Origin of the sequence: Paracoccus zhejiangensis, assembly GCF_002847445.1 — a bacterium.
GTDB classification, from domain to species: domain Bacteria; phylum Pseudomonadota; class Alphaproteobacteria; order Rhodobacterales; family Rhodobacteraceae; genus Paracoccus; species Paracoccus zhejiangensis.
The window spans coordinates 305,662-317,960 of the sequence record NZ_CP025430.1 but is presented as its reverse complement, the minus strand read 5'-3'; the positions used below and the strand labels follow the sequence as shown (position 1 = coordinate 317,960).

The 12,299-nt window shown below is 67.7% G+C and carries 13 protein-coding genes; 6 read left to right on the top strand and 7 right to left on the bottom strand.

What is annotated here, in order from left to right; translation table 11 throughout:
* Positions 1-33: 33 nt before the first annotated feature.
* Both CX676_RS01620 and CX676_RS01615 read right to left on the bottom strand, forming a co-directional pair.
* Positions 34-705 carry an ABC transporter ATP-binding protein gene (locus tag CX676_RS01620; protein WP_101751059.1) on the bottom strand — a complete coding sequence of 224 codons (672 nt, stop codon included), beginning with the start codon at positions 703-705 and terminating at the stop codon, positions 34-36.
* Positions 698-1,999, bottom strand: a complete 1,302-nt coding sequence (locus CX676_RS01615; protein WP_101754071.1) for a lipoprotein-releasing ABC transporter permease subunit — start codon at positions 1,997-1,999, stop codon at positions 698-700. The genes CX676_RS01620 and CX676_RS01615 overlap by 8 nt, the downstream gene beginning before the upstream one ends.
* Before the next feature lie 136 nt (positions 2,000-2,135).
* Here CX676_RS01615 and radA point away from each other — a divergent pair, with 136 nt between their 5' ends.
* From radA to purF, 3 genes are all read left to right on the top strand, one after another.
* Positions 2,136-3,500, top strand: coding sequence for a DNA repair protein RadA (gene radA, locus CX676_RS01610; RefSeq protein WP_101751058.1), 1,365 nt, complete (start codon positions 2,136-2,138; stop codon positions 3,498-3,500).
* 42 nt (positions 3,501-3,542) lie between these two features.
* On the top strand, positions 3,543-4,214 hold the full coding sequence (locus CX676_RS01605) for a CvpA family protein (RefSeq protein WP_101751057.1): 672 nt from the start codon (positions 3,543-3,545) through the stop codon (positions 4,212-4,214).
* A 127-nt stretch (positions 4,215-4,341) separates the two neighbouring features.
* Complete coding sequence (gene purF / locus CX676_RS01600; RefSeq protein WP_101754070.1) at positions 4,342-5,826, top strand: amidophosphoribosyltransferase; 1,485 nt, start codon at positions 4,342-4,344, stop codon at positions 5,824-5,826.
* A gap of 180 nt (positions 5,827-6,006) precedes the next feature.
* Here the strand turns inward: purF and CX676_RS01595 are convergent, their stop codons facing one another.
* Positions 6,007-6,213 carry a SlyX family protein gene (locus CX676_RS01595; protein ID WP_101751056.1) on the bottom strand — a complete coding sequence of 69 codons (207 nt, stop codon included), beginning with the start codon at positions 6,211-6,213 and terminating at the stop codon, positions 6,007-6,009.
* A 49-nt stretch (positions 6,214-6,262) separates the two neighbouring features.
* Here CX676_RS01595 and hisS point away from each other — a divergent pair, with 49 nt between their 5' ends.
* The 3 genes from hisS to hisG are packed head-to-tail and all read left to right on the top strand — an operon-like array spanning position 6,263 to position 9,476.
* The gene (hisS, locus tag CX676_RS01590; RefSeq protein WP_101751055.1) at positions 6,263-7,744 is read left to right on the top strand and encodes a histidine--tRNA ligase; all 1,482 of its coding nucleotides are present in this window, start codon (positions 6,263-6,265) and stop codon (positions 7,742-7,744) included.
* Positions 7,744-8,802, top strand: coding sequence for an ATP phosphoribosyltransferase regulatory subunit (locus CX676_RS01585; RefSeq protein WP_101754069.1), 1,059 nt, complete (start codon positions 7,744-7,746; stop codon positions 8,800-8,802). The genes hisS and CX676_RS01585 overlap by 1 nt, the downstream gene beginning before the upstream one ends.
* Positions 8,799-9,476 carry an ATP phosphoribosyltransferase gene (gene hisG / locus CX676_RS01580; protein WP_198590316.1) on the top strand — a complete coding sequence of 226 codons (678 nt, stop codon included), beginning with the start codon at positions 8,799-8,801 and terminating at the stop codon, positions 9,474-9,476. Before CX676_RS01585 ends, hisG begins: the two co-directional genes overlap by 4 nt.
* A gap of 210 nt (positions 9,477-9,686) precedes the next feature.
* Here the strand turns inward: hisG and CX676_RS01575 are convergent, their stop codons facing one another.
* Genes CX676_RS01575 through CX676_RS01560 form a run of 4 tightly spaced genes read right to left on the bottom strand, consistent with a single transcriptional unit; the run spans position 9,687 to position 12,177 of the window.
* On the bottom strand, positions 9,687-10,535 hold the full coding sequence (locus CX676_RS01575; RefSeq protein WP_101751053.1) for an ATP-binding protein: 849 nt from the start codon (positions 10,533-10,535) through the stop codon (positions 9,687-9,689).
* Entirely contained in the window at positions 10,532-11,392 is an 861-nt protein-coding gene (gene tatC, locus CX676_RS01570; RefSeq protein ID WP_101754068.1) for a twin-arginine translocase subunit TatC, read from the bottom strand. Before tatC ends, CX676_RS01575 begins: the two co-directional genes overlap by 4 nt.
* Before the next feature lie 10 nt (positions 11,393-11,402).
* A complete protein-coding gene (tatB, locus tag CX676_RS01565; protein WP_101751052.1) occupies positions 11,403-11,909 on the bottom strand; it encodes a Sec-independent protein translocase protein TatB in 507 nt (168 codons plus the stop codon).
* 22 nt (positions 11,910-11,931) lie between these two features.
* Positions 11,932-12,177 (bottom strand): twin-arginine translocase TatA/TatE family subunit, encoded by a 246-nt coding sequence (locus tag CX676_RS01560; RefSeq protein WP_101751051.1) that lies wholly within the window; start codon positions 12,175-12,177, stop codon positions 11,932-11,934.
* Positions 12,178-12,299 lie beyond the last annotated feature (122 nt).

Below are 12,299 nucleotides of genomic sequence, written 5' to 3'. Positions count from 1 at the left end.
TGTTCTGATCCGACTCTGCCGCAAGCCCGGTTCTCAGGCAAGCGGGCGGCCAAGGGTGATGATGCGGTCCATGCGCCCGGCGAGGTCATGGTTATGGGTGGCGATCAGGGCCGAAAGGCCGGTCTCGCGCACCAGCGCCATCAGCATATCAAAGACCCGGTCCGAGGTTTCGGGGTCAAGGTTGCCGGTCGGCTCGTCGGCCAGAAGCAGGGCCGGCTGGTTGGCGAGGGCGCGGCAAAACGCCACACGCTGTTGCTCGCCCCCTGAAAGCTCGGCCGGGCGGTGCGCGGCGCGATGGGCAAGGCCGACGCGATCCAGCAGGTCGGTGGCGCGGGCCGAAGCCGCGCGCGCCGCCACGCCATCGGCCAGTTGCGGCAGGATGATGTTCTCGGCGGCGGTGAATTCCGGCAGCAGGTGGTGGAACTGGTAGACAAAGCCCAGCTCGGCGCGGCGCGCTTCGGTCCGCGCCTTGTCGGGCAGCCCGGTCATGTCGCGGCCGTTCAGGGCCACCTGCCCCTCGTCCGGCGTGTCCAGCAACCCGGCGATATGCAGAAGCGTCGACTTTCCCGCCCCGGAGGGCGCGACCAGCGCCACCACCTCGCCCCGCGCCACCGACAGGTCGATGCCCGACAAGACCTCGACCGGGGCCGGGCCGTCCTTGCCATAGGTCTTGCTGACCCCGTGAAGCCGCAGCACCTCATTCATAGCGCAGGGCCTCCACCGGGTTCATGCGCGCGGCGCGGCGCGCGGGGAAGATGGTGACGATGAACGAGAGCGCCAGCGACAGCGCCACCGCCCGGAAGATGTCCCACGCGCGCAACTCGGCCGGCAGGCGATAGATGCCGCGTACCTCGGGCTGCCAGGCCCCGCCGCCGGTCAACGCATTCAGCGCCGCCATGATATTGTCGACGTTCAGCGCGAGAGCCACGCCCAGCAACACGCCCGCAATGGTGCCGATGACGCCGGTGAAGGCGCCGCAGAGGAAGAAGACCCGCAGCACCGCGCCCTCGGTCAGGCCCATGGTGCGCAGGATACCGATGTCGCGGCCCTTGTTCTTCACCAGCATGATCAGGCCCGAGGTGATGTTCATCGAGGCGATCAGCACCAGCACCGACAGGATGACGAACATCACGTCATCCTCCATGTCGAGGGCCGAGAGGAACGAACCCGAGGCGTCCTGCCAGGTCCAGACCAGCGACCGATCGCCCGCAGCCTGCATCAGGGCTGGGGTCCAGTCGCCCACCCGCTCGGGGTCGCTGACGAAGACCTCGATCTCGTCGGCCACACCCTCGCGGTTGAAATAGCTCTGCGCCTCGGCCAGCGGCATGTAGATGCGGGTGCGGTCGATGTCATAGCGGCCGGCGCTGAAGATATAGGTGACTTCATAGGCATTCACCCGCGGCGTGGTACCCGAGGGGGTCTTGGCGCCATCTGGCGAGATCAGCCGGATCCTGTCGCCGATGCCAAGGTTCAGCTCGCGCGCGATGCCCGAGCCGATCGCCACGCCGTTCCCGAAATCCGCCAGATCGCCGGCGGACGTCTCGGGATCGACAATGCGCGGCATGGCGGCCAGGTCGGCCTCGGTGACGCCAAAGACCTCGGCGACGTTGGAACTGTCACCGGCGGTCGCCATCACCTGACCCTTCACCACGGCATTGGCGCGGGTGACGCCGGGCAGCGCGGCGATGCGGGCGGTCAGCGCGTCATAATCCTCGATGACGCCGGACTGGGTATAGACCTCGCCGGTCAGATCGTTGGTAAAGCTGGTGGGCGCCATGTAGACGGTCGAATGCGCATTGGCGCCGAGGATGGTGTCGACGAATTCGGCCCGGAACCCGGCCCGCACCGCCAGCGTGGCGATCAGCGCCATCACCCCCAGCGCGATGCCGATCAGGCTGATCCAGGTCATCACGCTGACCCCGCCCTCGGCCCGGCGCGCGCGCAGGTAACGCCAGGCGATCATGAATTCGTAGCGGGAGAAGGGCGCCGGGCTGGCCATCGGGGATCCTTGCCGAAAATCGCGCAGACCCTGACCGCGCCGCCGCGAAAATTCAAGCCGACAATGGCGTGAGCGCCGCGCGCTGCCCGAAATATCCATGTTGCGGTGCCCGCGCCCGGCTGCCACAAGATATGCCATGGCCAAATCCGTCACCGCCTTCACCTGCACCGCCTGCGGCGCCGCCCACAAGAAATGGGCCGGGCGCTGCGAGGCCTGCGGGGCCTGGAACACCATCATCGAGGAAGCGCCCTTGTCACAGGGGCCGGGCCGGGGTCTTGGCGCCACCAAGGGCCGCGCCATCCCGCTGGCCCCGCTGACCAGCGCCGAGGCGCCGCCCCCGCGCAGCGACAGCGGCATGGAGGAACTGGACCGGGTGCTGGGCGGCGGGCTGGTGCCGGGCAGCGCCATTCTGGTCGGCGGCGATCCGGGCATCGGCAAGTCGACGCTGCTGTTGCAGGGCGCGGCGGCCTTCGCCCGAAAGGGCCTTCAGGCGGTCTATATCAGTGGCGAGGAGGCCGGGGCGCAGATCCGCCTGCGCGCGCAGCGTCTGGGGCTGGCGGATGCGCCGGTGCGACTGGGGACCGAGACCAACCTGCGCGACATCCTGACCACGCTGGATGCCGAACGCCCCGATCTGGCGGTGATCGACTCGATCCAGACGCTCTGGTCCGACCAGGTCGAGGCGGCGCCGGGATCGGTTGCGCAGGTGCGCAGCGCCGCGCATGAGCTGGTGACCTTCGCCAAGCGGCGTGGCGTCGCCGTGGTGCTGGTCGGCCATGTCACCAAGGAGGGCCAGATCGCCGGCCCCCGCGTGGTCGAGCATATGGTCGATACCGTGCTTTATTTCGAAGGCGAGCGCGGCCACCAGTTCCGCATCCTGCGCAGCGTCAAGAACCGCTTTGGCCCGGCGGGCGAGATCGGCGTCTTCGAGATGACCGGCGCGGGCCTGTCGGAAGTTGCCAACCCATCGGCCCTGTTCCTCTCCGAGCGCGGTCAGCCCGTCGCCGGCAGCGCCGTTTTCGCCGGGATCGAAGGCACTAGGCCGGTGCTGACCGAGATTCAGGCGCTGGTCGCCCCCTCGACGCTGGCCAGCCCGCGCCGCACCGTGGTCGGGCTGGACAGCGGCCGGGTCTCGACCATCCTTGCCGTGCTCGATGCGCGCTGCGGCATTCCCTTTGCCGGGCTCGATGTCTTCCTCAACGTCGCGGGCGGAATGCGGGTCAACGAACCCGCCGCCGATCTGGCGATTGCGGGGGCGCTGCTGAGCGCACGCGAAGATAGTGCGCTGCCCGCTGACTGTGTCCTCTTTGGCGAAATCAGCCTGTCCGGGGCGCTACGTCCCGTCGCTCAGGCCGAAAACAGGTTGAAAGAGGCGCAAAAACTTGGTTTTTCACAGGCGATTTTGCCCGAGGCCCGAAAGGTCGAGGGTGTAAGCGGCATGTCCTTGATGGGCATTGCCGATCTGACAGGATTTGTGGGCGAGGTGTTCGGCGCCGGCTGAAACCCGCGGAAAACCAAGGAAAACCGGCGCGAGGGCAGGTTCATGGACGGCTTTACCATCATCGACGGCATCGTGGCCGCGGTCATCATCCTCTCGGCCATTCTGGCCTATTCGCGGGGATTCGTGCGCGAATCGCTGGCGATTCTGGGCTGGATCGGGGCGGCCATCCTGGCCTTCCTCTTCGCCGGGACGATGCGCCCGCTGATCGGGCAGATCCCCTATCTGCGCGATTTTCTCGGCGACAATTGCGAGCTCAGCATGATCGCGGGCTTTGCCGTGGTCTTCGCGCTGGCGCTGGTGGTCTTCTCGATCATCACCCCCCTCTTCTCTTCGGTGGTGCAGCGCTCGGCACTTGGCGGCATCGACCAAGGCATGGGCTTCCTGTTCGGCGTGGCGCGCGGCGTCCTGCTGATCGCGGTGGCCTTCATCGTCTATGACCGGGTGATGACCAGCCAGAGCGTGCCGATGGTGGAAAACTCGCGCTCGGCGCAGGTCTTTGCCCGGCTTGGCAACCAGATGAATGACAGCCTGCCCGATGATGCGCCGGGCTGGATCGAGAACCGCTACGAGCAGCTGGTGGGCAGCTGTGGCAGCACCGGCGCGGCGGTCGATGCGACGACCGAGACGCCGGCGGCTCCGGCCACCGACGCGGCCCCGGAAACCGCCCCGGAAGCCCCCGCAGCCCCCGAGGCACCGGTCGCGCCGTCCAACTGATCGCCTGAACGTGACAGTTCAGAGACAATTTAACGCCCCCGCCTGCACGCGGGGGCGTGACTTTTTGGTGATGCGTCCCTAAATAGCGCACGACGCCACAAGCAGCACCGGAATTCCGATGACCCAGATGCAACCCTTCCTGGCACATCCCTTTGATTCCGACCGGCTGCACGAGGAATGCGGCGTCTTCGGGGTCACCGGGGTGACCGAGGCCGCCAGCTTTGTCGCGCTTGGCCTGCACGCCTTGCAACATCGCGGGCAAGAGGCCGGCGGCATCGTCGCCCATGACGCCGAGCAGGGCTTCAACAGCGCCCACCGCTTTGGCTATGTCCGCGACAATTTCACCAAGGCCGACGTGATGGCGACGCTGCCGGGGCCGCTGGCCATCGGCCATGTCCGCTATTCCACCGCCGGAACCAAGGCCAATACCGCCATCCGCGACGTGCAGCCCTTCTTCGGCGAGTTCGCCATGGGCGGCTGCGCCATCGCCCATAATGGCAATATCACCAATGCCGCCGCCCTGCGCCGCGAGCTGATCGAGCGCGGCTCGATCTTCCAGTCCTCCTCGGACAGCGAATGCATCATCCACCTGATGGCCCGCTCGATCCAGCGCAACATCCCGGAACGGATGAAGGACGCCCTGCGCCGGGTCGAGGGCGCCTTCTCGGTCATCGCCATGACCCGCACCAAGCTGATCGGCGTGCGCGACCCGCTTGGCGTGCGCCCGCTGGTGCTGGGCAAGGTGGGCGATGACGGTTTCGTGCTGGCCTCGGAGACCTGCGCGCTCGACATCATCGGGGCCGAGTTCCTGCGCGAGGTCGAGCCGGGCGAGATGGTCGTCATCTCGAAGGGCCAGATCGAATCGAGCCGCCCCTTCGGACCGTCCAAGGGCCGCTTCTGCATCTTCGAACATGTCTATTTCTCGCGCCCGGATTCGATCATCGGCGGCCGCTCGGTCTACGAGACCCGCCGCCAGATCGGCGTGGAACTGGCCCGCGAGGCCCCGATCGAGGCCGATCTGGTCTGCCCGGTGCCCGACAGCGGCACCCCGGCGGCCATCGGCTTTGCGCAGGAATCGGGCATTCCCTATGGCATGGGCATCATCCGCAACCAGTATATGGGCCGGACCTTCATCGAGCCGACCGAGCAGATCCGCAATATGGGCGTGAGGCTGAAGCTGAACGTGAACCGCTCGCTGATTGCAGGGAAACGTGTCGTGCTGGTCGACGACTCGGTGGTCCGCGGCACCACCAGCCGCAAGATCAAGGACATGATCCTCGATGCCGGCGCGGCCGAGGTGCATTTCCGCATCGCCTCGCCGCCGACCGCCTGGCCCTGCTTCTACGGCGTCGACACGCCCGATCGCGGCAAGCTCTTGGCGGCGCAGATGTCTACCGAAGAGATGCGCGACTGGATCGGCGTCGACAGCCTGTCCTTCGTGTCGCTGGACGGGCTTTACCGCGCCGTGGGCGAGGCCAATGGTCGCAACCGGGACCATCCGCAATATTGCGATGCCTGCTTCTCGGGCGATTACCCGGTGGCGCCCTTCGACCAGCTCGAGCGCGGCTTCCGCATGAAGCTGGGCAGCGAGACGGCGCACGCGGCGGAGTAGAAGACCCTGCCCGATACGCGGGCCGTCAGGCCCGCCGGGCTGCGGCCGACCGCCCCATGGGCGGCCGCATCGTCACCGATCCGCGCCGAACAGCCGTTCGATGTTTCGGCACCATAAACTGCACACAACAACCGCCGGCTGCGGCAGCCCGCGGTCGCCCGCAGCCCTCTGCCGCGTGCCTCACCAATGCGGCGGCCTCTGATCGGCCAGCGGGATCGTCCCCCCCGCATCCGCCTCGCGTTCCGCCGCGGCGCGCAGCAGCGCCTCGACCCGGCGGGTCAGCAGGGCGATCTCGCCATCCTGCCGCGCCACCACCTCGGACAGCTCGTCCACGGCGCGGGTCAGATGCGCCACCGCCTCTTCCAGTGCCTCGCTGCGCTTGTCCATCTGGCCCCCCTCGGCTAAAGCAGCCACGGACTGGCCCAAAGGCAGCGACATGGCGAAAGATCAAAAGAAACAGCCCCGTCCCAAGGCGGAAACGCCGAAGGGCTTTCGTGACTATTTCGGCGCAGACGTGACCGAACGCAAGGAGATGCTGGATCGCATCGCCGAGGTCTATCACCGCCACGGCTTCGACCCGCTGGAAACCAGCGCCGTCGAGACGGTCGAGGCACTGGGGAAATTCCTGCCCGATGTCGACCGCCCCAATGCCGGCGTCTTCGCCTGGCAAGAGGAAGCGGTGCCGGGCGGTGGCTCGGGCGACTGGCTGGCGCTGCGCTATGACCTGACCGCGCCCTTGGCACGCGTCGCGGCGCAGTTCAGGAATGACCTGCCCTCGCCCTATCGCCGCTATGCGATGGGTCCGGTCTGGCGCAACGAGAAGCCGGGTCCGGGGCGATTCCGGCAATTCTATCAATGCGATGCCGATACGGTGGGTTCGGCCTCGGTGGCGGCGGATGCCGAGATCTGTGGGATGCTGGCCGATGCGCTGGAGGGCGCGGGCATCGAACGCGGCGATTACATCGTGCGCCTCAATAACCGCAAGGTGCTGAACGGGGTGATGGAGGCGGCCGAGGTCGGTGCGGACCAGGCCGAGGACGTGCTGCGCCAGATCGACAAGTTCGACAAGGTCGGCGAGGCCGGGGTGCGGCAATTGCTGACCACCGGCCGCAAGGACGAGAGCGGCGCCGAGATCGAGGGCGTGGGCCTCAGCGATGCGCAGGCCGCGCCGGTGCTGGCCTTCCTGACCTCGAAGGGCGCGGACAATGCCGCCACGCTGGAAAACCTGCGCAAGGCCGTCGGCGCCTCGGCCATCGGCGCCGAGGGCGTGGACGAACTGGCGCAGATCGCCGACATGCTGGCGGCCATGGGCAAGGGCGAGGACCGCATCGTCATCGATCCCTCGATCGTGCGCGGCCTTGGCTATTACACCGGCCCGGTCTTCGAGGCGGAACTGACCTTCGAGATCCTCGACGAGAAGGGCCGCAAGCGGCAATTCGGCTCGGTCGCGGGCGGCGGGCGCTATGACGGGCTGGTCGAGCGCTTCACCGGCCAGAAGGTCCCGGCCACCGGGCTGTCCATCGGCGTCGACCGGCTGCTGGCGGCTTTGCGTGCCAAGGGTCTGGCAGGGTCCGAGGCCGTGGGGCCGGTCGTCGTGACCGTGATGGACCGCGACCGCATGGGCGATTACCAGGCGATGGCGGCGGAGCTGCGCAATGCCGGCATCCGCGCCGAGGTCTATCTCGGCAATCCGAAGAATTTCGGCAACCAGTTGAAATATGCCGACAAGCGCCTGTCCCCGGTGGCGATCATCCAGGGCGGTGACGAGGCCGCGCGCGGCGTGGTGCAGGTCAAGGACCTGATCCTTGGCGCCAAGATTGCCGCCGAGGCCAGCCATGAGGAATGGAAGGCGCAACCGGCGCAGACCGAGGTGCCGCGCGCCGACCTGGTGGCCGAAGTGCGGCGCATCCTCGGATGATCACCAAGCGCGACAAGCAGGCCCTGGGCCAGCGCCTGCTGGCCGGTTTCCGCGAAGCCGGCGCGGTCGAGGTCGCCCCCGACCTGCTTCTGCCCGCCGATACGCTGCTGGACCTTTACGGCGAGGATATCCGTGCCCGCGCCTATCTGACCGACGATCCGCTGCGGGGCGAGGTGGCGCTGCGCCCCGACTTCACCGTGCCGGTGGTGCAGATGCACATGGCGGGCGGGGCGGAGCCCGCGCGCTATTGCTATCTGGGCGAGGTCTTCCGCAAGCAGGATCCGGGCGAGACCCGGCCCGAACATCCGCGCGACAATGAATATCTGCAATGCGGGTTTGAACTCTTCAGCCGCGAGCCGCAGGCCGATGCCGAGGTCTTTGCGCTGTTCCACCGCCTGCTGGCCCCCTATGGCGCAGCGCCGGTGATCGGTGACATGAGCCTGCTCATGGATGCTGTCCGCGCCCTGCCCCTGCCGGAACCGCGCCGGGATGCGCTGTTGCACCACATCTGGCGGCCGGGCCGCTTTGCCGCGCTGCTGGCGCGGTTTTCCACCCCTGCCCCGGCGCGCGCTGTCGCCGCCAGCACGGCGCCCCTGACCGGGTTGCGCAGCACCGGCGAGATGCAGGCGCGGCTGGACCGCCTGGCCGCCGATGCCGACACGCCGCCGCTGCCCGCCGAATGGGCCGAACGCCTGACCCGGCTTTTCGCCATCGATGCCCCGGCCCCCGAGGCGCTGGCACAGTTGCGCGACCTCGCCGCCCTGATGCCCGCCATCGCCCCCGCCGTCGACCGGCTGGCGGCGCGGCTTGCGGCGATTGCCGGGCATGGCATTGATCTGGCCAGCCTGCGCCTTGACGCCAGCCATGGCCGTCACACGATGGAATATTACGATGGCTTCACCTTCAGCTTCATGGCGCCTGACCGTGAGGGCTGGCCGCCGGTCGCCTCGGGCGGGCGCTATGACGCGATGACGGCGATGCTGGGCGGGGGCCGCGCCATCCCGGCCGTCGGCGGCATCATCCGCCCGGGCCTACTGGCCGAGTTGGAGGCCTCCTGATGCTGAAGCTGGCGGTGCCCTCCAAGGGGCGGCTGATGGAGCAATGCTTTGACTGGTTCGCCGATCATGGCGTGCGGCTGTCGCGCAGCGGCTCGGACCGGGAATATGCCGGGCGGGTCGAAGGGGTCGAGAACCTGTCGCTGCAGCTCTTGTCCGCCGGAGAGATCCCGCGCGAACTGGGCGCGGGGCGGATCGACCTGGGCGTCACCGGCACCGACCTGGTGCGCGAGAAGCTGGCGGGCTGGCGCTCGGTGGTGACCGAGCTGGCGCCGATGGGCTTTGGCCATGCCGACCTGGTGCTGGCGGTGCCGGCGGGCTGGCGCGATTGCGAAACGCTGGACGATTTCGCCGCCATCGCCCGCGATTTCCGCCGCGCCCACGGCTTCCGCCTGCGCATCGCCACCAAGTATCACCGGCTGGTGCGGGCCTGGCTGTCGGCCCACGAGGTCGCCGATTACCAGCTGGTCGACAGCCAGGGCGCGACCGAGGGCACGGTGGCGAACCTGACTGCCGAGGCCATTGCCGACATCACCAGCTCGGGCGAGACCCTGCGCGCCAACCACCTGAAGATCCTCGGCGAACCCCCGATCCTGCAATCGCAGGCGACGCTGTTTGCGAGCCGGGCCGCCAATGCGGATGAGGTGGCGGCGCTGATGCGCAAGTTGGGACTGTAGTCCGCTTGCCGGGCTGAGGGCCGCGCCCGACCCTCGGGTGGGCGCTGCTGAACGGCGGGCTTGCCGGGCTTTATGGTGCAAGCCACATCCGACCGCCGTGCTGATCGCCGCGTCGCAATGCGCCCTCCCGGCGGGAGGGTCGGGCGCGGCCCGTGCTGGTCGCACGGGCCAAGGAATGGATGGCGCTGATGCGCCCGGTTCCGTGCCCGCTTACAGGTTCACCCGGATCCCGCTGCGTCCCGCCAGATCGGTGAAGAACTGCCACGCCACCCGGCCCGAGCGGGCGCCGCGCGTGGCCTGCCATTCGATCGCCTCGGCGCGCAGTTGCTCGTCGCCGATCGTCACACCATAGGCGTCGCAATAACCGCGCACCATGGCGAGGTATTCGTCCTGCGAACAGGGATGGAAGCCCAGCCACAGCCCGAAACGGTCCGACAGCGACACCTTTTCCTCGACCGCCTCGCCCGGATGGATGGCGGTTGCGCGCTCGTTGTCGATCATGTCGCGCGGCATCAGGTGGCGGCGGTTCGAGGTGGCGTAGAGGATGACATTCTCGGGCCGCCCGGCAATGCCGCCATCCAGCACCGCCTTCAGCGATTTGTACTGCGTGTCGTCATGGCTGAACGACAGGTCATCCGAGAACAGAACGAAGCGCCGGTCCCGCGCGCCGCCGAGGATGGCGAGCAACCGCCCGACCGAGCCCAGATCCTCGCGCGCGATTTCCACAAGGATCAGCGGCAACCCGTCGGCCACCGCCTGCGCATGGACGGCCTTGACCAGCGAGGATTTCCCCATCCCCCGCGCGCCCCAGAGCAGCGCGTTGTTCGCCGCGAAGCCGCGCGCGAACTGGATGGTATTCGCCAGCAGCGTGTCGCGCGAACGGTCGATGCCGATGAGCTGCACCAGATCGACTCGGTTCACCGTGTCCACCGGCTCCAGCCGATCGGGATCGGGATGCCAGACATAGGCCGTGGCCTCGGTAAAGCTGGGCGCGGGCGCAGGGGCCGGGGCCATCCGTTCCAGCGCGGCGGCGATGCGGGTCAGGGCGTCTTCGGTCACGGCTTGGCCTCGTCCTCGTCGTCGTCATCCTCGACCCACAGGCCTTGGGCGCGCAGCTCGGCCTCGCGCTTCTTCTCGATGCGGCGGACCAGCTGGATCGAGACCTCGTAGAGGCCATAGATCACCGTGAACAGCACCACCTGGCTGATCACGTCGGGCGGAGTCACCAGCGCGGCCAGCACCAGGATGCCGACGATCGCATATTTGCGCATGCTGGCGAGGCCGGCGGCGCTGGCCAGACCCGCCTTGCCCATCAGCGTCAGCGCCACGGGCAGCTGGAACGACAGGCCGAAGGCCAGCAGGAATTTCTGCGTCAGCCCAAGATATTCCTGCATCGAGCCCTGGAAGGCGATGCCGGCGACATTGCCGGTCGTCGTCACCTCGTCCGAGGTCGCAACCACCGGGGCCTGCTGGAAGCTGAGGAAGAAGTCATAGGCCATCGGCAGGATGACGTAATAGGCAAAGCTCGCGCCGATCAGGAACATGACCGGCGAGGCCAGCAGGAAGGGCATGAAGGCCGCCTTCTCGCTGCGATAGAGGCCCGGCGCAACAAAGCGCCACAGCTGGTAGCCGATGATCGGGAAGGCCAGAACGAAGCCGCCGAAGAAGCTGATATTGATCGCGGTGAAGAAGCCTTCCTGCAGCTTGATGATCTGCAGCTGACAGCTCTGGCCGCGTTCGGCCAGCGCGTGGCAGATCGGCTGGGTCAGGAAATTGTAGATCGGCTGCCAGACGGTATAGCAGATGATCATCGCGCCGATGAAGGCCAGCGCCGACCAGATCAGCCGCGAGCGCAGCTCGGCCAGATGTTCGATCAACGGGGCCGAGCTGTCATCGATCTCGTCGGGGCGGTTCACAGAGGCCAAATCAATCGTCTTTCATGTCCGAACGCCGCACGGCGTGGATGCGGCGCTTGCCCTCGCCCGAGGCGGCGGCGCTTGCCGATGCCGTGGCCGTCGCCGTCGCGGTGGCGGCCGCCGGGGCGGCTGCTGCACTCGCCGCGGTCGTAACGGCCGGGCTTGCGGCCGAGGCCGGGGTCTTGGCGATGCTGCCCGGGTCGGGTTGCGCCGGACCCTTCGCCGTGGGGATCTTCGGGTCCCATTTCTCGAACTTGTCGGCCGCGCGCTCCAGCGCGTCCAACCCGAGATTCTTCTTCGAGGTCAGCGACCTGACATCGTTCAGGGATTTGCTGGCTTCATCCAGCCCGGACGATTTCGCCGCCTCTTCCATCGCCGACGAGAACTCTCGCGCCATGGCCCGTGCCTTGGCGGTAAAGCGCCCGAGCGAGCGAAAGAGTTGCGGCAGATCCTTTGGGCCAATGACGATCAGCGCAACGACGCCAATCAGCAGAAGCTCGCTCCAGCCGAGGTCCATGGTGCTCTGCCGCTCCTGTGGCTCAGACCTTGTCCTTGGTCTCGACGGGGGTGGTCGGGGTCACGTCGCGGGCCTTTTCGCCGGGCAGGTCGCGCGTCTCGTTCATGTCGCGCTCGATCTCTTCGCTGCCGTCCTTGACGCCCTTCTTGAAGGCGGTGATTCCCTTGCCCACCTCGCCCATCAGCGAGCTGATCTTGCCGCGGCCGAAGAGCACCAGCACCACGACGGCGATAAGAAGAAGGCCGGGAAGGCCGATATTGTTCAGCATAGTCTGCTCCCATATGCGGGCCTGCTGCCCGCCTGCGGGCAACATTTAGGCCCATAGACCGGCGATTGCAAAGCCCGATTGCGTGAGGCCGGGCGGCCCCGCCGGTGACATCGCGTCGCGCG